Origin of the sequence: Streptomyces sp. NPDC056373, from assembly GCF_042262425.1 — a bacterium.
Classification (GTDB): Bacteria; Actinomycetota; Actinomycetes; order Streptomycetales; family Streptomycetaceae; genus Streptomyces.
Genome location: NZ_JBHJPX010000007.1, coordinates 141,089 through 160,135 on the forward strand (window position 1 = coordinate 141,089; position 19,047 = coordinate 160,135).

Sequence of the window (19,047 nt, forward strand, 5' to 3'; positions counted from 1 at the left end):
GGTATTCCTTTCTGGTCATCCGGTCGTCCGAGGTCGTAACGCGTACGGGAGACCGGCCGGTCCTAGGGCCGCCCGGGGAGTGTCATCCGGCCGGAGGCGGTGGCGGTGACCCGGCCGTGGACCGTGGCGGCGGTGGCCCGGCCCTCGGTCAGGTCGACCGTGCAGGACAGGGTGGCCGGGCGGCCGATGTCCTCGCCCTGGCGGACCTGGTAGGAGTAGCGGCCGTCGGTGCCGGGCAGCGCCTTCTCCCGCGCCAGCCAGGCGCCCAGGCCCAGCGCGGCGGATGCGCAGGCGGGGTCCTCGGGCATGCCGTAGCCCGGGGCGAACACGCGGACGCGGGCGGCGCCGCCCGCGGGGTCCCGCGCGACGAGCACCGCGTCCGCGCAGTCCGCCCAGACCGGGTCGGTCAGGTGAGCCGAGGCGCGGGCCAGGGCCTCCGGGGCCACCGGCAGGACGTGGAACGCCGGCCCGAAGCCGGTCAGGTGTGGGGTGCCCGCCAGGTCGGCGTCCGTCAGCCCGCAGGCCGCCAGCAGCGGGCCGGGATCCCACTCGGGGTGCAGGAGGGGCTCGCCCGCGACGCACAGGGTCGAGCCGTCGGCGCCGGCGGTCACGGCGAGCTGCCGCCCGCCGCACTCCTGCACCGCCTCCCCGGCCGCCAGCCGGCCGGCGCGCACCAGCACGCTGGCGGTGCCCACCGCGCTGTGGCCGCCGAACGGCGACTCCCCGGCCGGGGTCATCACCCGCACCCCGTACGTTGATCCGGGCAGGCGGGGCGGCACCACGAACGCCGTCTCCGTCAGGGCGGTCTCCCGGGCGACGGCCAGCATGTCGGCCGCCGAGAGCCCCGCCGCGTCAGGGACCACACCGAGGGCGCAGCCGTCGTAGGGGGTGTCCGTGAACATGTCGACGATCTCGTACGCGATCAACGTCCCTCTCCTTCGCCGTCCGGGCCGCCGCCCGGCCGCACCGGCGCGGGCCCGGTCCCCGGCGCCGCCTCCCGCGCGGGGAGCAGCACCTCCTCCGCGACCGCCTCCAGCACGCGCGGATCCCCCTGGTAGGGGAAGGACGCGCGCGGCCAGTGCACCACCAGGTCGGTGACGCCCAGCTCGCCGAAGCGGCCCACCGCGTCCCGGTAGGACTCGACGGAGTCGAGCACGCCGCCGACCAGGGCGCCGGTCAGCAGCAGCCGGTTCAGCGTGGCCGGATCGCGGCCGGTCGCCTCGCAGGCGGCGTCCAGCTCGTCCAGCTGCCGGGCGATGTCCGGCAGCGTCTTCTCGTAGGGCAGCGCGTCGAAGCGGCCCGGCGGACCCGCCGTGACCCAGGTGTCCGCCCGCCGGGCCGCGAGCCGCATCCCGCGCGGGCCGGTCGCGGCGATCGCGAACGGCACCCGGGGCCGCGTCAGGCACCCCGGGTTCACCGGCACGCCCTCGAAGGCGTAGTGCTCGCCCGCGTACGAGGCGGTCCGCTCGGTGAGCAGCCGGTCCAGCGCCTCGACGAACTCGGTGAACCGGTCGGCGCGTTGGCGCGGGGTCCGCTCGGTGGGGTCCACCACCCGGTCGTCGAGGCCGCCCGCCCCCGTGCCCAGTCCGCAGACGAAGCGGCCCCCGGCGACGTCCTCCAGCGACATCACCTCCTTGGCCAGCGTCACCGGATGGCGGTAGGTGGGCGTGGCGACCATCGTGCCCAGTGTGATCCGCGAGGTGACGGCCGCCGCGGCGGCCAGCGTGGGCACGCAGGCGAACCAGGGCTCGTCCCGCAGCCACCGCCACATCAACTGGTCGTAGGTCCAGGCGTGGTCGAAGCCCAGGCGCTCGGCCAGGACCCACTGCTCGCGCGCCCGCGACCAGCGCCGCTCGGGCAGGATCACCACTCCGTGCCGCACGCGTACTCCTCCTTGTTCGTGCTCGTCCGTGCTCGTCTCGTCCCTCGGTGCGCCGTCCGCCGGCCGGTCAGGGGGCGCTGTGGTGCAGCACCCTCGGCCTGAGCTGCCGGGCGGCGGCGTCGATCCGGCCCAGGACGGCGGCGAAGCCCTCCTCGTACTCCCGCCGCACCTGCTCGCCCCGCAGTTCCTCGGGGAAGGCGGCTTCGTCCTCGGGCGTGAGGCCGGGGTAGAGCCCGTTGGTCGCCACGTCCTGGGTGATCGCGCGCAGCCGGCACCGCAACTGGCCGACCAGCTCCGTCGCGTCGACCGGCGCCCGCAGGGTCAGGAAGTAGTGGTCGTAGATCAGGGCCTGGGTCTCGGGGCGGGTCGGCGTGACCTCCGCGGCCGACTCCTGGAGCAGCGAGCGGCCGCCCGGCACCAGCTTGGCCGCCACCCCCGCGTGCACCGTGTGGTACATCCGCACCGCCTTCTTCAGCCGCTCGGCCTCGGGCGTCCCCTCCCACTCGGTCTTCTTCCCGCGCAGCAGCGAGCGCACGGGGACGAAGTCCGGGGCCCAGGTCCCGCTGAAGCTGCGGTGCTGGAGGTACATCGAGGGCCGGATGACCGTGCCGTAGACGTCGGCGGGGCAGGAACTGGTGTACAGCAGCATCGCGGTGTAGGCGTCGGTGAGGTCCGTCATCGCCCGCAGGGAGGGCGCCGGGTCGGAGCGCGAGCGGGCCTGGTGCAGGGCGTGCGCCGTCAGCTGCCAGATGGCGAAGGTGGCCTGGTGACCCGTGATCCAGCGGAACCAGAACAGCTGGTGGGAGATCTCCTCGGCGGCGAGGGCCGGTCCGGTCCGCGGGCACGGGACGCCGCGGTCCGCACGGGACGCGTCGGCGGGCAGCACGTCGGATATCGCGGTCTCGGTCCCCGGCGCCGGCGGCTCGGGCAGCGTCAGCGGCTCCAGGCCGTACGGGAAATCCCCGAAGTCCCAGCCGTCGGGCACCGGCAGCTCGGTGACGGTGCGGTGGACACGCGTGCTCATCGGTCTCCTCCTGGCGGCACGTAGGTGAACTCGAACTCCAGGCCGTTGACGTCGAGGACGTAACAGCTCTGGACGCCGTCCGCGTCGATGACTATGTCGGTGGGCTTCTCGTCACCGGCGAACGTGAAGCGGCCGGACTCGTACAGCCGGAACCAGCGCTCGCGCCAGGCCCGCAGCTCCTCGGGGGAGCCGGTGGCCAGGCAGATGTGCTGGAACTGGCGGGTGTTGGCGCCGGGGACGGCGCCGTCGTGCCCGGTGCGCTCGAAGAGGTGGAAGCGCAGTCCGGCCACCGTCACCTCGGTCAGCCGGGTGATGCCGGGCAGGCGGCTCAGCGTCAGGTCGGAGAAGGTGTCCAGCGTCCAGTTGGTCCGGCAGCCGAAGAACTCCTCGTACCAGGCGGCGCAGTTGTCGAGGTCGTCCGTCTGCACGCCCACGTGGTGCAGCTCAGGTACGAGATCGAGATCGAGGTTCGTCGGTCGCTTCGTCGTGGTCCCGGTTGGGGGCAAGGTACTGCGCTCCTCTCGGTGCGGTCGTGCCGGGATGGATGAAAAGGCGTTCTCTTTCCCGTTCAGGCAGGCGATTTCCCGGAAATTCAGTTCGCTAACCGACGGTGATAAGTGGACGACGTGAATCCGTCGATTTTCTGGAATTTCTTCCTTCCGGGTGTCGAATTTCCTCCTCGCAGGGAACACTGGGGTCATGACACAGAATCAGTGGAGCGCGGTGGACGGCTACTTCGACGCGGTTCTCGGTGACGAAGACCCCGCTCTGGCCGCCGCCGCCGAGGCACACATAGGATTCGACCTCCCCGATATCGGGGTCTCCCGCTCCCAGGGAAAGCTGCTGCACTTGCTGGCCCTCGTCCAGCGCGCCGAGCGCATTCTGGAGATAGGCACCTTCGGCGGCTACAGCTCCATCTGGCTGGCCCGCGCCCTGCCGCCCGGCGGCCGACTGGTCACCATCGAGTGGGAGCGCTCGTTCGCCGAGACCGCCGCCGGTCACCTGGCGCGGGCCGGTGTCGCCGACCGCGTCGAACAGCGGGTGGGCCGCGCCCTCGACATCCTGCCCGACCTCGCGAAGACCGCCGAGGAGCCGTTCGATCTGGTCTTCATCGACGCCAACAAGCCCGACACCCCCGAGTACTTCGACTGGGCGCTCGAACTCTCCCGGCCCGGCGGCGTGATCGTCGTCGACAACGTCGTGCTCGGCGGCGCGGTCGCCGACGCCGACAACCCCGATGGCGGTGTCCGCGGGATGCGGCGCTTCCACGAGAAGGTCGCCGCGGAGCCCCGGGTGAGCGCCACCACGATCCAGACGGTGGGCGCCAAGGGCTACGACGGCTTCACTCTGGCCGTGATCCTGCCCCGTCCGGACGACCGGTCCGAGGCGGCCGACCTGCCCTGACGCCCGGCCGCTCATGCCTGGTCGGGCCCGATCAGGTCGGGCGCCGTCCAGCCGTCCAGGTCGTACTCCGCCATGCACTCCTCGGCGAAGCCCCGGTAGTCGTCGACCAGACCGGACGCCGTCTGCGCCATGAGCAGCTCGATGCGCACGTTCTCGTGGTTGCCCGAGTAGTTGCGCTCGTACAGCTCGTGCCGGCCCGCGAACTCCGTGCCCACCGAGTCCCAGATCAGCTTCATCAGCTTGACCCGCTCCACCGAGTCGTATCCGTTCGACCCCCGCATGTACCGGTCCAGATGCGGCCGCAGTTCCGGGTTCTGGAAGTCCTTGGCGTGTGAATTCAAGTAGATGAGGCCGCTGCTGAGGTCCTGCAGAATGATCTCGCGGACGCGCGGATAACCGATCGTCATGAACCAGCGGTACGCCATGCCGTAATCCAGGTTCGGCAGCAGCCCGCCGTCGTGCCACGCGTTCGGATTGTGTGCCATCGCGTCGCTGAGACCCCAGAACATGTTCCGCCAGGCGAGCACCTCGCCCACCCGGGTCTGGATGCCCCGGAAATCCTTTGTCCCGGTCACGTCCAGCCCCTTGAGCAGGAGACCGGCGAGGAAGTCCAGTTTCACCGCGAGCCGGGTCACGCCGTGGAAGGTGAGCCGGTGCGTGAACCCGGAGGTGTTCAGGAAGGTCCCGGCCTTCGCCGTGTCCCCGTAGATGAAGACGTTCTCCCAGGGGATCTTCACCTTGTCCAGGATGAAGACGGTGTCGTTCTCGTCGAGGCGGCTCGACAGCGGGTAGTCGAACGGGCTGCCCATCCGGTTCGCGGCCAGCTCGTACGACTGACGGCAGATCAGCTTCACCCCCGGCGCGTCCATCGGCAGCGTCGCCACGAGCGCGAACTCCTTCTTCTTCACCGGCAGTCCGTAGTGCGCCACGAAGTTGAAGTGGGTCAGCGCCGACCCCGTGGCCACCACCTTGGCGCCGCTGACCACCAGGCCGTCGTCGCACTCCTTCTCGACGTGCACGAAGACGTCCCCGACCTCGTCCGGCGCCCGGTGGCGGTCCACGGGCGGGTTGATCACCGCGTGGTTCCAGAACAGCACCCGCTCCTGTGCCTCCGCGTACCAGCGGCGGGCGTTGTCCGCGAACTCCCCGTAGTACTCCGGGTCCGCGCCCAGCGTCACCAGGAAACTCGCCTTGTAGTCCGGGCTGCGGCCCATCCAGCCGTACGTCATCCGGGCCCACCGGGCGATCGCGTCCCGGTCGCCGACCAGGTCCTCCACGCTGCGCGGCACCCGGAAGAACTTGTGCGTGCAGCCGTCGCTGCCGGTGTCCGTGGGCGTGGTCAGCGTGTCGTGGTGCTCCGGGTCGTGCAGCGCGTCGTACAGCCGCGCGGTCATCCGGGCCGTGTTGCGGAACGCCGGGTGCTTGGTGACGTCGTCGACCCGCTCTCCGTACGCCCAGATCTCCCGGCCGTCGCGGATGCTCTCCAGGTACTCGTCGCCCGTCATCGGGCGGGTCGTGCGGCGCGGTCCGGTGCCCCCGGCGGTGCCGGTGCCGGTGCCGGGGCCGCCCGGCGTGCCCGCGGTGTGCGTCGTGTCCGTCATGTGCGTCAGTCCCCTGTCCTGTCGGTCGGTCAGTGCGATCGGTCCGGTCGGGCTCGTCGGGCTAGTCGTGCACCGGGAGGTGCGCCACCGGGTCCATGCCGTCCAGGCAGAGCGACCAGGCGACGGCGGAGTCGTCCGGCGCCAGCTCCGGGAAGGCGCCGCCGTGGAACAGCAGCGGCCGCCCCGGGCGGCTCTCGAACTCCTGGACGCTTCCGATGTGCAGCGTGTGGTCGCCGCCGTCGTGCATCTGCCAGGGCCGGCAGACCAGGTGGGCCACCGTGCCCGCCAGCCGTGGGTGCGGCCCGTCCTCGTCCACCCACCGCACCGGCTCCGCCATGGGCCGCCCGGCGAAGTGCATGGCCAGGTCGCGCTGCGAGGCGTCCAGGATGTTGACGACGTAGTCGCCGTCCTCCCGCAGCAGCGCGCCCGCCCGGCTGCGCCGGTCCAGCGCCACCAGGGCCAGCGGCGGGTCCAGCGACACCGAGGTGAAGGCGTTGACCGTCGTGCCGTGGACGAGGTCGCCGCGGCGGCAGGTGATCACCGTGACCCCGGTGGCGAACTGGCCCATGCACCTGCGCAGGGCGCGCGGGTCGATCGGGTGGGGCGCGGTGTCCACGCCCCCTCGCTCAGGCATGCTCATGGGTCCCCCTGGACTCCCGGGGGCCGGCGCCGTGGACACCGGCCGCACAGCTGTCGTGAACGCCCGGCCGGTGGGCCGCGGCCGGTGCCAGGGCGCCGGTCAGCAGGTCGGCCAGGATGCCGGGGCCGTCCTCGGTCAGGAACGACTCCGCGTGGAACTGGATCGTGGACAGGGCCGGGCCGCGCAGCGCGATCACCTCGTCGCCGACGCGCTGCACCTGGACCGGCCCGCCGGCCGGCGGCGGGTGCAGCCGGTCGTCGTCGGCCCGCGCGGCGTAGCTGTTGTAGAAGCCGGCCATGCGGGGCCTGCCCCACAGCGGGACCCGCCGCCGCCTGCCCTGCGCCGGGTCCGGCAGCCGGGCCACCCGCAGCCCCAGCAGGGTGCACACGACCTGGTGCCCCAGGCAGACCGCCGCCAGCGGCTGCCCGGCCGCGAGCCGGTCGGCGGCCGTGGCCCGCAGGGCACGCACCCGCGGATCGGACACGTCCCGCGGGTCGCCCGGCCCCGGGCCGAGCAGGAGCAACCCCGGCGCCCCGGCGACCCCGCCGCCCGCGCCCGCCGCCCGGTGCCAGGGCACCAGCCGCACCGCGCAGCCCAGCGACCGCAGTTGGCAGGCGAGCATCGACGTGAATCCGTCCTCGGCGTCGACGATGGTCACCTCGGCGCCCGCGACGGACCGGGCGGCGGGGGCGCCGCCGGTGCCGCGCAGCCAGAACGCCGCCAGCCCGTCGTTGCGGGCGGCCAGCGCGCCGCGCACCGGACCGGCCTCGGCGAGGGCCGCGGCGGACGCCGGGACCGGCTCCTTCGCGGACCGCCGCCCGGACAGGGCGTCCAGCAGGCCCGACAGCTTGGCGGTGGTCTCCGCCGTCTCGTGCGCGGGCACCGACTCCCGGACGACCGTGGCGCCCGCCGTCAGCCGCACCGAGCCGTCCGCCCCGAGGTCCGCCGTCCGCAGCATCAGCGCCGCGTCCAGCCGCCGCTGCCCGCCCTCGCGGCCGAGCAGGGCGATGACCCCGCTGTAGTAGCCCCGGCCGCGCGGCTCGTACCGCTCGATCACCCGGCACGCGTTCTCCACCGGGCTGCCGGTCACCGTCGGGGCGGGCATCGTGGTGCGCAGGATCTCCGTGAGCGGGCGGTCCGAGCGACCGGAGAGGTAGTACTCGGTGTGCGCGAGCCGGGACATCCACTTCAGGGACGGCCCGCTGACCCGCACCCCGTCGCCGCACAGGGCGGCCATCATCTTCAGTTCCTCGTCGACGACCATGTACAGCTCGTCGGTCTCCTTGGGGTCGCGCAGGAAGCGCAGCAGCCCCGGCAGGTCGGCGCCGGTGCGCGGATAGCGGTAGGTCCCGCTGATCGGGTTCATCTCCACCCGGTCGCCCCGCACCCGCACCTGCTGCTCCGGGGTGGAGCCGATCAGGTACCGGTCGCCGGTGAAGATCAGGAACGTCCAGTACGCCCCGGTCTCCGCCGTCATCAGCCCGCGCAGCACCGCCAGCGCGGCCGTGCGGTCGAAGGCGCGGATCCTGCCGTACAGACTGCGCGCCAGCACGAAGTTGGAGCCCTCACCGCGGTGGATCTCGTGGTGGACGATGCCGTCCACCGCCGCCGCGTAGGCGTCGTCGTCGATGTCGAAGCGGGTCTCCTCCACCCGCGGCGCCCGGACCGGCAGGCAGGCCAGCAGCCGGTCGAGCGGGACGCGCCGGTGCTCGCGCACCTCCATGGCCAGCAGCGGCTCGCCGTCGTCGGGGTGCGCGAAGCCGCGCTCCCGGATCTGGCGGTAGGGAGCGAGGACGAGGGTGTCCGTGGCGTCCTTGGTGTCGGCGCCGCCGCCCCGGTCCGTGCAGCCGGGCCGGTCCAGGCCGAGAGAGTCCAGGTCGTCGGCGTGCCGTACCGGGCCGCTGAGGATCTCCACCGGCGCCGCGCGGTCGGCGCCGGGGCGGTGCAGCACCGCGAAGGGGCGGCCCGGCGGCGGCAGCAGAGCGTCGTGGGCCTCCACCGGAGCGGTGGCGGGGGTGGGGGGCGCACTCATGCCGCCGCCCCCACCGGCAGCCGCCAGTGCGCGGCGGCCGCGACGGCCTGGACGAGGCTGAGCCGGGGGTCGCACAGGCTGCGGTAACCCGGCCCGCGCACCGGGACGCAGCCCGCGCCCTCGCACTCGGAGATGTCGTCGGGGGAGGCCTCCAGGTGCAGGCCCGCGCACCGCTCGGAGTTCTCCGCCAGGAGGTCCACGCACTGCCGGATCTCGGACATGATCGCGTCGAGGCGGCGCGTCTTGAGCCCGTCGGGCGTCTTGACGGTGTTGCCGTGCATCGGGTCGCACATCCACAGCACCGGGTGCCCGGCCTGCCGGACCGCCCGCACCAGCGGGGCCAGCCCGGCGATCCGGCCGGCACCGAACCGGGCGATGAGGGTGAGGCGGCCCGGGGTGCGGTGCGGGTCGAGCACCGCGCACAGGTCCAGCACCTCGTCGACCGTCGCCTCGGGCCCGATCTTGCAGGCCACCGGGTTGTCCAGCTCGGCCATCAGCCGCACGTGCGCGAAGTCGGCCTGCCGGGTGCGCTCGCCGATCCACGGCCAGTGCGTGGACGCCAGGTAGCTGCCGCCGTCCGCGTGCCGCCGTACCTGGGGGAGTTCGTAGTCGAGCAGGAGCGCCTCGTGGCTGGTCCACACCCGGTCCTCGGGAGCGGCGCTCTCACCGCGTCCGAGCCGGTCGAGGGCGGTGACGGCGCAGCGGGCGGCCTCCAGCCCGGCGACGACGCGGAACGGGTCGGGGGTGCGGGCCTCGCCGCAGGCGTCCGGCGCGTTGACGACGGGGCCCCGGAACACCGGGAGCCGTCCGCCGGGCACGGTCTCCCAGTCGTCGGAGCGCGGCTTGGCGAACTGCCCGGCCATCCGCCCGACGCGTACGACGGGCAGCCCGGAGCCGGTGCGCATGACGTCACCGAGCACGTCGAGCATCTCCACCTTGCGTTCGACGTCGCGGGGCTCGCACTCGGTGGTCAGCTCCACGCAGTCGCCGGCCTGGATGAGGCAGAACTCGCCCTCCGCGGCCCGCGCGAGGAGCCCGCGCAGCTCGCGGACGCTCGCGTACGACACCAGCGGGGACTCGCGGGCCAGCCGGTCGTGCACCGGGGCCAGGAGGGAACGGTCGGGCCACCGGGGCTGCTGGCGGGCGGGGAGCCCGGCCACCATCGAGGTGATCAACGGGTCGTGTCCGGCGCCCGGAAAGGGGTATCGAGACATGCTGTCGGCCTTCGTTCGGAGACGGGCCCGTGGGGGTGGCCGCCTGCGGATGTCTGGGTGGGGGGAGCCGCTGGGCGGCCCGCTCTACGCGCTCTCCCGCGCGGGGGGCCGGCCCTGAAGCTCACCGGCCGCCTCGAACCAGCGGATCATGCGGGCCAGGGAGCGGCGGTCGATGTCGGGCCAGCGCAGCCCGAGCCGGTCGAGGAGCCGGGTGGTCCGCTCGTTGCCGTAGGTGTTCTCGCCGAGCTCCAGCGCGCCCTCCCGGAAAAGCGGCACGGCCGCGGCGAGGGCGTTGCCCCCGGGGCGGCGGGCCGACTCCTCCAGGCGGGTCAGCCACTCCTCGGCGGGCACCGTGTCCAGCGGGTGGCCGCAGTCGCGGACGGCGGCGTGCACGGGCGTGAAGTCGGAGCCGCGCGGGTGGAACAGGTGGTACGTGGCGCCGTCGGCGGACGGCTCGCGGGAGAGGGCGAGAACGGCCCGGCCGACGAAGTCCACCGGCAGCAGGTCGGTGGTCAGCTCCTCGGCGGGCGGGGCGGAACCGAGCTCGATGAAGCTCTTGATCTGGCGCCACAGGAAGTCGTCGCTCTGGCAGGCGCCGGTGACGCTGTCGCCGGAGATCCGGCCGATGCGGTAGACGGTCACCGGCATCCCGCGCTCACGGGCCAGCCGGGCGACGCCCTCGGCGACCCACTTGCTCTGCGTGTAGCCGATGCCCAGCCCCTCGCACGTGCCGGGCACCGCCTCCTCGGTGATCGGCCCGCCCTCGCGGCCGGGGGCGAACACCGCGACGGTCGACATGTGGTGCACGTGCTTGAGCCGTCCCGTGGCGGCGAACTCCAGCACCGAGCGCAGCCCGTCGACGTTGGCCGGCTTCACCGAGGCGTACGGCAGCACGAAGTTGATGTGCGCCGCCGCGTGGTGGACCGCCTCGACGGACTCGGCCAGCTCGGCGTGGTCCGCGTCGGACAGGCCCATCCGGGTCCGGGTGAGGTCGCCGGCGACGGCACGCACCCGCTCCCAGGCGATGTCACCGGCGATGCCGTACCGGTCGGCCGTGGCGTGCAGCCGGGCGAGGGCTGCGTCCGCGTCGTCGGCGCGCACCAGGCAGGTGACGGTGTGTCCGGGGACGGCCGCCAGCTCCCGCAGCAGCCAGCAGCCGAGGAAGCCGGTCGCGCCGGTCAGCAGGAACCGGGTCGCGGCGTCCGGCGGGACCGGTGTGCGCTCGCCGGGACGGACGGTGTCCGGCAGGGTCACGTCGGCGCGCAGGTCGGCCGCCGGCTCCGTGAACGCGGTGGTGTCACCCGCCCGCCGCTCGTCGATCCGCGCGGCCATCCCGGCGACCGTGGGGTTGTCGAACAGGGTCCGCAGCGGGATGTCGACGTCGAACGACGTCCGCAGCCGGTAGACGAGTTCGGTGGCGAGGATGCTGTTGCCGCCGAGCGTGAAGAAGTCGCCCTGGCGCCCGGGGACACCGCCGCCCAGGACGTCCGCCCACGCCTCGGCGATGGCGCGCTCGGTCGTGGTCCGCGGCGGTTCCCCCGCCCCCGGGCCCTCGTCCGTGCCCCGGTCGCGCACCTCCCCGGCGAGCCGCCCGGCCAGCCCGCCCCGGTCGATCTTCCCGCTCGGCGTGGTCGGAAGCCGGTCCAGCCGGACGAGGTGCGCGGGCACCAGGTACTCCGGCAGCCGCTGGGCCAGCGCCGCCCGCAGCCGTGCGGTGTCGTCGGCGCCGTCGCCCGTGACGGCGGCCACCAGGCGCCGGTCCCCGGGCCCGAAGTCCACGGCGACCACCGCCGAGTCGCGCACTCCGTCGAGGGCGTCGAGAGCGGCCTCGACCTCGCTGGGCTCCACACGGTAGCCGCGGATCTTGATCTGGTCGTCGGCGCGGCCCAGGTACTCCAGGTCGCCGCGCGCGTTCCACCGGACGAGGTCCCCCGTGCGGTAGATCAGCTCGCCCCGGCCGCCGTAGGGGTCGGGGGGGAAGCGGCGTGCCGTCTCCTCGGGGCGGCCCCGGTAGCCGGGCGACAGGTACGGACCGCCGATGTACAGCTCGCCGGTGACGCCCGGCGGCAGGGGTTCGCGGTCCGGGCCGAGGACGCGCAGCCGCATCCCGTCGACCGCCCGCCCGATCGGCGGGGCCTCCGGCCAGTCGGCAGGGTCGCCGGACAGCTCGTGCCAGGTGGCGAGGTGGGTCTCGGACGGGCCGTACATGTTGAGCAGCCGGGCCCGGGGGTGCCGGGCGAAGAACTCCCGGATCTGCGGGGAGACGACCAGCGCCTCGCCCACCGAGGTCACCTCGCGCAGCGCGTCGCAGCGCAGGTCCTCCGCGACGGCGAGCGCCGCGAACCGCTGGAGCGCGATGTACGGCAGGTACAGGCGGGTGACGTCGTGCTCGGCGACGAACGCGGCCAGCCGGTGGAGGTCCTTCTGCAGTTCGTCGGGGATGAGGGCGAGTGTCCCGCCGACGCAGAGCGTCCCCAGGATCTCCATCACGGAGACGTCGAAGGAGAGCGTCATGTACTGGAGGGTGGTGCCCGTCGCCCCGCACGGGGAGACCCGGTGCTGGGCGGCGACCAGATTGCCGATCGTGCGGTCCCGGATGACGACGCCCTTGGGGGCGCCCGTGGACCCGGAGGTGTGGATGACGTAGATCTCGTCGTCGGGCGTCCGGGTCGGGCCGAGCGGTCCGGGGGCGGCCGCGGCGATCCGGTGCGCCTCCCGGTCGATCGCCAGCAGCCGTGTCCCGGGCGGGAGTTGTGCTCCCGTGGTGCTGTCGGTGAGGACGAGGAGGGCCTCGGCGTCGTCCAGGACGTACGCCACCCGCTCCGGCGGGTGCGAGGGGTCCAGCGGGACGTAGGACGCCCCGGACTTCACCACGGCGAGCAGCCCGGCGACCATGTCGAACGACCGGGGAAGCGCGATGGCCACCCGGCGCCCGGCCGCCGCCCCCTCCTCGCGCAGGACCCGCGCGAGCCGTCCGGCGCGTTCGTCGAGTTCCCGGTACGTCCACTCGCGGCCGCCGTCGGTCACGGCCACGGCGTCCGGGGTGGCCGCCGCTTGCCGCTCGAACAGCTCGGCCACCGGCGGCGGGGGCGCCGAGCGGTCCACTCGGTCGTCGTGCGCCAGCACCTTCCGCTCCTCGTCGGCGGCGAGCAGGCCGAGGTCGCGGACCGGTGTGTCCGGGGCGGCCCCGGCGAACCGGGCCAGCAGCCGGCCGAGCCGTTCGCCCATGCTCCGCGCCGTCGCCTCGTCGAAGAGGTGCGCGTCGTACTCCAGGGTGCCGTGCAGCCCGTCCGGCTCGCGGGCGAACACCACTGACAGGTCGTACTTCGCGCCGTGCGCCATGTCCCGCCGGATCGTCAGCGGCTGTCCGCCGTGGGTGACGTGGGCGGAGCCGGGGCCGGTCAGGACGAGCATCGTCTGGACGACCGGCGTGTGCCCTGCGGTGCGGTCGGGTCGCAGCCGCTCGACGACCTTGTCGAAGGGGGCCCACTTCAGCCGCAGGGCGTCGGCCACCTCCTCCCGCGCCCGGCCCAGCACCTCGCGCACGGTCATCGCGCCCGTGACGTCCTGGCGCAGCACGACCATGTTCACGAAGTAGCCGACGAGGTCCTTGGTCTGCGGGTCGTCCCGCAGGGAGACGGGCGAGCCGATGAGGACCCGTTCCTGCCGGGACAGCTTGGCGAGGAACGTGCCGTACACCGCGAGCAGCGCCATGAACAGCGTGACGCCCTCGCGCTCCGCGAGCCGCTCCAGCTTCTCGGTCACCCCGGCCGGGACGCGCAACGGGACGGTGCCGCCACGGTGTTCCTGCGCGGCGGGCCGGGGCCGGTCGGAGGGCAGGGGCGAGCACCGGCAGGTCCCCGGCGAGCCGCTCGGCCCACTCGTCGAGCAGCCGTGTGGTCCGCTCGGGCGTGAGGTGCGTGCGGTGCCAGTGCGCGAAGTCGGCGTACTGCGGGCGTCCCGGCACGGCCTCCACCGGCAGGCCCCGCCCGGTGCGGTCGTAGGCGTCGAGGAGTTCGCGCAGGAAGATCCCGGCCGAGGCGGCGTCGGAGGCGATGTGGTGGATGTTGCAGACGATCGCGCTCTCCTCGCCCGGACCGAGCGCGCAGGTCACCGAGACCACGGGCCCGTGCTCCAGGTCGAAGCGGGTGTTCGCCACTCGCTGGGCGAGCGCGTCGAGTTCTTTGTCGTCGCCGTAGTGCTCGACGCCGTAGTGGAAGGCCGTGTCGTCGTCGGAGACGACCTGGAGGAGCCGGGCGTCGCGCAATGCGTAGGTGGTGCGCAGCACTTCCTGCCGCCGCAGCACCCCGGCGACGGCCCGGCGCAGCCGTTCCCCGTCGAGCCGGAACGGCAGCCGCGCCAGGAACGGACCGTTGTACGCCTGCGGGGTCGGCAGGTACTGGTCGATGAGCCAGATGCCGCTCTGGCCGAACGAGGCCTCCGTGGTACCGCCGGTGCGCGGCGCGGACCCGGCCGTCACCTCCTGCCCGCCGGAGCCGGACCGGCCCCTCGCGAACCGCTCGGCCACGGCCGCTGCGCTCTGCGCGCCCAACCGTTGCCCGGCCGGCGGGTCGACGGCGAACACGGCCCGCAGCACGGCGCCCAGTTCGTCCAGCAGCGCGGGGTCGTCGCAGTGGTCCGAGAAGGCCTCGTCCGGTCCGAGGCCGGGGGACCGGAGCGTTCTCCGTGCCAGCTCCAGAATTGCCGAGGTCAAAGGGTTGTTCACGGGTCGCCACCCTCCGCGGACATCGGGCGGCCGGCGCGGCGCGCGTGCCGGTCGCTGTCGGGCACTTCGTCAGCCGTGCGACGAAGAGGTGGTGGCCTGGGCGCGGGACTCCTCGATGAAGCGCGCCAGCTGCTCGACCGTGCCGTGCCGGAAGACCGACTCGGTGGTGATCTCGATCCCGAATATCTTCTGCAGGCGGGAGGCCAGCTGCACGAAGTGCAGGGAATTCCCGCCGTGTCCCAGGAAGGAGTCGGTGGTCGAGAAGCCGTCCATTCCGGAGATCTCGATCCAGGACTGGAGGACGACAGCCTCGAGGGGGTTCTGCATGGTCTTCTCGCCTTTCTTGGATTTCTCGTTCCGGTTGTTCCTGCTTTTCTCGTCGTTTCGGGATTCCACGGTGAGCGCGGTGCGGTCGATCTTCCCGTTCACGTTCGTCGGCATTTTCTCCAGGTGCCGGAACACGGACGGGACCATGTGGGAGGGCACGGCCGCGGAGAGCCGCCGGACCAGGTCCGCGGGGTCGGCGGGGCGGTCGTCACGGGTGGTGTAGAAGGCCACGAGACGCTTCTCGCGGGTGCCGTCGTCCTCGAACGCCTTCACGGCGGCGTCCGCGATCCCGTCGAGGGCGCGCATCGCCAGCGTGACGGCGCTGGTCTCCACCCGGAACCCGCGGATCTTCACCATGCTGTCGGACCGCCCGACCAGCACGATGTCGCCGTTCTTGTTCCGTCGGGCGAGGTCGCCGGTGCGGTAGAGCAGCCCGTCGCCGTCCGGGTCCCGGCTGAACTTCTCGGCGGTCAGCTCCGGCTGGTCGGCGTAGCCGAGGGCCACGCCCGTGCCGCCCACGCAGAGTTCGCCCACCTCGTCGGTGTCGCAGGGGCGCAGCAGCGAGTCGTAGACCTCCAGCGTGACCGTCGGCAGCGGGCGGCCGATCGGGACGACGCCCGCGCCGTCGACGTCCTCGGGCGAGGTCAGCGGGTGCAGGGCGGTGATGGAGGAGTTCTCGGTGCAGCCGTAGCCGTTGTAGACGACCGCGTCGGTGTGCGCCAGGGCCCGGCGCAGGTGGCCGGGAGAGGGGAAGTCGCCGCTGAGCAGCACGATCCGCACCGAGCGCAGGCACTCCGGTTCCTGGTCGACCAGGGCGTTGAACAGGCCGCAGGGGAGGCTGAGCACGGTCGCGCCGCGTTCCTCGACGGCCTCGCGCAGGACCGGCAGCGAGGGGAGTCCGGGGGGCATCGGCAGCAGGGTGGCGCCGTGCAGGAAGGCGAGCCAGATCTCGATGGTCGAGGCGGCGAACGAGAACGCGGCCGACTGGGTCAGCCCGTCCCGGGGGGTGATGTCGAGGGGGCCGCTGTGCGGGCCGAGCCGCGCCAGTCCGCGGTGCGCGATCCGTACGCCCTTGGGCCGGCCGGTGGAGCCGGAGGTGTACATGAGGAACGCGGTGTCCTCCGGGCCGGTGCCGGTGTCCCGGTCGCCGTCGGGGAGACCCTCGGCGCCTCGGACCAGGTCGTCCCGGGTGAGCGCGACGGCGCGGGCGTCGGGGGGCAGGTCGTCCGGGTCGTCGCAGATCACCGGCGACGGGCGGGCCTCGCGGAGGATGCGGGCCAGGTACTCCGTGGGGTACGCGGGGTCGAGCGGGACCACGCAGCCGCCGGCCTTGAGGACCGCGAGGAGGACGGCGTAGAGGTCGGGGGACCGGCGCAGGTGCACTCCGACGCGGTCGCCTCTGCTGACGCCGCGGTCCTGGAGGTGCCGGGCCATGCGGTTGGCCCGCCGGTTCAGACGGTCGTAGGTGACGCGCTCCGCGCCGTCCGCCAGGGCGACGGCCCCGCCGTGGTCGCGGACCGTTTGTTCGAAGAGGGTGGTGAGGACGAGGGGAGGGTCCGCGGTCGGTGGACCTCCCACCCGTAATGCGGTTCCTGATTCTTCCGTCGACTTACTCGGCTGTGCCGGCTCTTTCCATTCCGCCGATTCCGCCGATTTCGTCGATAAGGACGGGACGTTGTTCTCCATGATTGCTGATCTCCTCTGGTGGAGGTCCGGAGGAAGGGCTCCCGCGGTTCCCGGGGAACGCGCACCGCGCATTCTCGGGAGGGCCTGAGGCGGGCTGGTGCAGGGTCAGCGTGCAAAGGTGAACAGGTGGTTTCCTTATGGAAATCGATGCTAATCACGATTTCGCATCGATGTCAAACTCCTGTGCCGTGAAGCGAGTTGAGCGGAAATTTCGTGCGTCGTGCGCGCGTGCCGACGGACGGCACGGGGTGGCGTGTGTCGCCCCGCTTCCGTGCCGGTCCGTTCTGTCCTCTGTGCCCGTTCGGTGCGAGCGACCGGTGCGTGTCCGTGACCGGTCCCCGCACTCCCGTACCCCTGCTTCGGGCCCTCACGCCCCCAGATGGTGTCCTCAGGGAAATCATTTCCGGCTGACCGTGGCGGCCCGGCGGCGGGCCCTTGATATCTTGGTAACGCCCCCCACCGGTTACCCCCGTACCGGAAGCTCTCATGACTCCACGAGACGGCTCGACCCCCACCCGCCATCCGGAACCGACCGTTCTGCAAGCAGCCCTGACCCACCTTCAGTGCCTCCTGGTCGCACGCAGGTCCCGCGTCAACCCCGAGGGTGTCAACTGGCACCAGTACGACGTCCTCGAACTCCTGCGGGCGCGCGGCTCCATGCGGCCCTCCGAACTGAGCGACGTGCTGGAGGTCTCCCGGCAGACCACGTCGAAGGCCCTGCGTGTGCTGAAGGACCTGAACCTGGTGACGCAGGTGGCCGCCGGGGAGGACCGGCGCGAGCTGAGCACCTCCCTCACCCCCGAGGGGCACCTCTTCCTCGCCCGGATCGCCCGGGGCCACCACGACGTCGCACGGCTCGCCGCCTCAGTCCTCACCAAGGGCGAGAGCGCCCTGTTCGCGGAACTCTGCGAGAAGGTCGCCGCGGCCATGGAGTCCGACCAGGTGCGGTGAGGCCGCGCGGCCGGCCGACGGCCCATGGTCCTCAGGACTGATGGCCCATCAGGGAAGTCGGCGGTGGGCGGTGTGAGCCCTGGAACACCTGGGGGCGGCTGACCGGACCTGCGAATCGTTGTACGCTCCGAAGACCGCCCTTGACCTGCGGAAAGCAGGCAGGGAGCAGACAAATCGGGAGTTTGTCCATGTTTCGCACCATGTTCAAGTCCAAGATCCACCGCGCCACCGTCACCCAGGCCGACCTGCACTACGTGGGATCCGTGACCATCGACGCCGACCTGCTCGACGCCGCCGATCTGCTGCCCGGTGAGCTCGTGCACATCGTGGACATCACCAACGGCGCCCGCCTGGAGACGTACGTCATCAAGGGCGAGCGCGGATCCGGCGTGATCGGGATCAACGGGGCCGCGGCCCATCTCGTTCACCCCGGCGATCTCGTGATCATCATCAGCTACGCCCAGGTGACGGACGCCGAGGCGCGGGCACTCGCCCCCCGGGTCGTGCACGTGGACCGCGACAACAAGATCGTGGCCCTGGGCGCCGACCCGTCCGAGCCGGTGCCCGGCTCGGACCAGCAGCGCAGTCCGCAGGCCGTCGGGGCCTGACGGACGCATCGGCAGCAGAGGAGGAGCGTGTCCATGAGCGACCCGGAGATCCGCGACGACCGGGCGGCAGGCCTGCTGGAGGCCGTGTCCGGCGGTGAAGTCGTCGGCCGTATCGAGTACTTCGTACTCGAAAGCCCCGAGCGCGCGCTCGTGCCCGTCCACACGATCGTCGAGCCGGCCCACGAGGGCAAGGGCATCGCCGGTTCGCTCGCACGCGAGCTGTTCGCCCTCGCCGGCCGCGAGCACAGCGCGGTCGCCTCCCTCTGCCCCTACGTCACCAAGTGGATCGAACGCCACCCCGACGAGGCCTCGCCTGCCGACCAGGACCTGGTCGTGGCGGCGAAGGAGTGGCTGCGGGCCCATCCCGGACGCTTCTGACCCGGCCTCCCTCCGGGCCCGGCCTCGTCCCTCTCCCGGCCTTGGCCAGGCCCTGCCCGAGGGCCCTTCCCTTCCTGACCCGGGCCCACCCCTCTCCGACCCGGCTCCGTCCCTTCCTGACCCGGCCGACCGCCCTCCGACCCGGCCCCGTCCCACTCCGGCCCCCGCCCCGGCCCTCTACCCCCACCTGGGCCACGCCCGTCCCGCGGGGGAGTGACTGCCGGCGCGGGTGCCGGGTAGGCGGGGATTAGTCCAGAGCCGGAGTCGTCCCACTGGCTGGAGGACCTGATGACGAACCCGATTCCCGACCCCGTGCCGCCGTCGCCGACACCGGGCCCCGATCCCCAGCGCCCGGACCCGCACCCCGACCCGGTGCCGAACCCGCAGCCCCCGCCGGGCCCGGAGCCGACCCCTCCGCCGCCCGCGCCCACCCCGCCGGCGCCCCCGGGCCCCGGCCCCGTGCCGGGCCCCGGCCCGTCCCCGATCCCCCCGGGGCCGGAGCCGGTACCGAACCCGGAGCCCGGCCCGCCACTGTCCTGACCCCGGTACGCGAACGGGGCGGTGGACGGCTGCA

14 protein-coding genes and 1 pseudogene are annotated in these 19,047 nt (G+C 73.1%); 4 read left to right on the top strand and 11 right to left on the bottom strand.

Annotation, left to right across the window (positions count from 1 at the left end; all coding sequences use genetic code 11):
- Positions 1 to 62: 62 nt before the first annotated feature.
- The 4 genes from ACFCXS_RS16430 to ACFCXS_RS16445 form a co-directional block, all read right to left on the bottom strand.
- Complete coding sequence (locus ACFCXS_RS16430; RefSeq protein WP_376643983.1) at positions 63 to 926, bottom strand: PhzF family phenazine biosynthesis protein; 864 nt, start codon at positions 924 to 926, stop codon at positions 63 to 65.
- Positions 923 to 1,882: an LLM class flavin-dependent oxidoreductase gene (locus ACFCXS_RS16435; protein WP_376643985.1), complete on the bottom strand. Its 960-nt coding sequence runs from the start codon at positions 1,880 to 1,882 to the stop codon at positions 923 to 925. The genes ACFCXS_RS16430 and ACFCXS_RS16435 overlap by 4 nt, the downstream gene beginning before the upstream one ends.
- A gap of 67 nt (positions 1,883 to 1,949) precedes the next feature.
- Complete coding sequence (locus tag ACFCXS_RS16440) at positions 1,950 to 2,906, bottom strand: hypothetical protein (RefSeq protein ID WP_376643987.1); 957 nt, start codon at positions 2,904 to 2,906, stop codon at positions 1,950 to 1,952.
- A complete protein-coding gene (locus ACFCXS_RS16445; RefSeq protein ID WP_376643989.1) occupies positions 2,903 to 3,412 on the bottom strand; it encodes a VOC family protein in 510 nt (169 codons plus the stop codon). The genes ACFCXS_RS16440 and ACFCXS_RS16445 overlap by 4 nt, the downstream gene beginning before the upstream one ends.
- 193 nt (positions 3,413 to 3,605) lie before the next feature.
- Between ACFCXS_RS16445 and ACFCXS_RS16450 the strand changes: the two genes are divergently transcribed.
- Positions 3,606 to 4,310 carry an O-methyltransferase gene (locus tag ACFCXS_RS16450; RefSeq protein ID WP_376643990.1) on the top strand — a complete coding sequence of 235 codons (705 nt, stop codon included), beginning with the start codon at positions 3,606 to 3,608 and terminating at the stop codon, positions 4,308 to 4,310.
- 11 nt (positions 4,311 to 4,321) lie between these two features.
- Here ACFCXS_RS16450 and ACFCXS_RS16455 read toward each other — a convergent pair whose 3' ends face one another.
- The 7 genes and pseudogenes from ACFCXS_RS16455 to ACFCXS_RS16485 all read right to left on the bottom strand — a co-directional run bounded on the left by ACFCXS_RS16455 (position 4,322) and on the right by ACFCXS_RS16485 (position 16,428).
- A complete protein-coding gene (locus ACFCXS_RS16455) occupies positions 4,322 to 5,815 on the bottom strand; it encodes a 4-hydroxyphenylacetate 3-hydroxylase family protein (RefSeq protein WP_376644247.1) in 1,494 nt (497 codons plus the stop codon).
- 157 nt (positions 5,816 to 5,972) lie between these two features.
- A complete protein-coding gene (locus ACFCXS_RS16460; RefSeq protein WP_376643992.1) occupies positions 5,973 to 6,545 on the bottom strand; it encodes a flavin reductase family protein in 573 nt (190 codons plus the stop codon).
- Entirely contained in the window at positions 6,538 to 8,583 is a 2,046-nt protein-coding gene (locus ACFCXS_RS16465) for a chorismate-binding protein (protein WP_376643993.1), read from the bottom strand. Before ACFCXS_RS16465 ends, ACFCXS_RS16460 begins: the two co-directional genes overlap by 8 nt.
- Positions 8,580 to 9,797 carry a 3-deoxy-7-phosphoheptulonate synthase gene (locus tag ACFCXS_RS16470; RefSeq protein WP_376643995.1) on the bottom strand — a complete coding sequence of 406 codons (1,218 nt, stop codon included), beginning with the start codon at positions 9,795 to 9,797 and terminating at the stop codon, positions 8,580 to 8,582. The genes ACFCXS_RS16465 and ACFCXS_RS16470 overlap by 4 nt, the downstream gene beginning before the upstream one ends.
- An 84-nt stretch (positions 9,798 to 9,881) precedes the next feature.
- A complete protein-coding gene (locus ACFCXS_RS16475) occupies positions 9,882 to 11,129 on the bottom strand; it encodes a thioester reductase domain-containing protein (RefSeq protein ID WP_376644248.1) in 1,248 nt (415 codons plus the stop codon).
- A pseudogene (locus ACFCXS_RS16480) lies at positions 11,127 to 14,523 on the bottom strand (amino acid adenylation domain-containing protein); the annotation flags it as partial. The gene ACFCXS_RS16475 and the pseudogene ACFCXS_RS16480, both read right to left, overlap by 3 nt.
- Positions 14,524 to 14,592: 69 nt before the next feature.
- Positions 14,593 to 16,428: an amino acid adenylation domain-containing protein gene (locus tag ACFCXS_RS16485; RefSeq protein ID WP_376643997.1), complete on the bottom strand. Its 1,836-nt coding sequence runs from the start codon at positions 16,426 to 16,428 to the stop codon at positions 14,593 to 14,595.
- Positions 16,429 to 17,022: 594 nt separating this feature from the next.
- Here ACFCXS_RS16485 and ACFCXS_RS16490 point away from each other — a divergent pair.
- The 3 genes from ACFCXS_RS16490 to ACFCXS_RS16500 all read left to right on the top strand — a co-directional run bounded on the left by ACFCXS_RS16490 (position 17,023) and on the right by ACFCXS_RS16500 (position 18,473).
- Complete coding sequence (locus ACFCXS_RS16490; RefSeq protein ID WP_376643999.1) at positions 17,023 to 17,487, top strand: MarR family winged helix-turn-helix transcriptional regulator; 465 nt, start codon at positions 17,023 to 17,025, stop codon at positions 17,485 to 17,487.
- A 188-nt stretch (positions 17,488 to 17,675) separates the two neighbouring features.
- The gene (gene panD / locus ACFCXS_RS16495; RefSeq protein WP_376644000.1) at positions 17,676 to 18,095 is read left to right on the top strand and encodes an aspartate 1-decarboxylase; all 420 of its coding nucleotides are present in this window, start codon (positions 17,676 to 17,678) and stop codon (positions 18,093 to 18,095) included.
- Positions 18,096 to 18,128: 33 nt separating this feature from the next.
- Positions 18,129 to 18,473, top strand: coding sequence for a GNAT family N-acetyltransferase (locus ACFCXS_RS16500; protein WP_376644002.1), 345 nt, complete (start codon positions 18,129 to 18,131; stop codon positions 18,471 to 18,473).
- The last annotated feature ends 574 nt before the right edge of the window (positions 18,474 to 19,047 follow it).

Coding starts and splice junctions, on each gene's coding strand:
- ACFCXS_RS16440 (WP_376643987.1), bottom strand. CDS start 2,906: ATGAGCACGCGTGTCCACCGCACCGTCACCGAGCTGCCGGTGCCCGAC.
- ACFCXS_RS16450 (WP_376643990.1), top strand. CDS start 3,606: ATGACACAGAATCAGTGGAGCGCGGTGGACGGCTACTTCGACGCGGTT.
- ACFCXS_RS16455 (WP_376644247.1), bottom strand. CDS start 5,815: ATGACGGGCGACGAGTACCTGGAGAGCATCCGCGACGGCCGGGAGATC.
- ACFCXS_RS16460 (WP_376643992.1), bottom strand. CDS start 6,545: ATGCCTGAGCGAGGGGGCGTGGACACCGCGCCCCACCCGATCGACCCG.
- ACFCXS_RS16465 (WP_376643993.1), bottom strand. CDS start 8,583: ATGAGTGCGCCCCCCACCCCCGCCACCGCTCCGGTGGAGGCCCACGAC.
- ACFCXS_RS16470 (WP_376643995.1), bottom strand. CDS start 9,797: ATGTCTCGATACCCCTTTCCGGGCGCCGGACACGACCCGTTGATCACC.
- ACFCXS_RS16475 (WP_376644248.1), bottom strand. CDS start 11,129: ATGGCCGCGCGGATCGACGAGCGGCGGGCGGGTGACACCACCGCGTTC.
- ACFCXS_RS16490 (WP_376643999.1), top strand. CDS start 17,023: ATGACTCCACGAGACGGCTCGACCCCCACCCGCCATCCGGAACCGACC.
- panD (WP_376644000.1), top strand. CDS start 17,676: ATGTTTCGCACCATGTTCAAGTCCAAGATCCACCGCGCCACCGTCACC.
- ACFCXS_RS16500 (WP_376644002.1), top strand. CDS start 18,129: ATGAGCGACCCGGAGATCCGCGACGACCGGGCGGCAGGCCTGCTGGAG.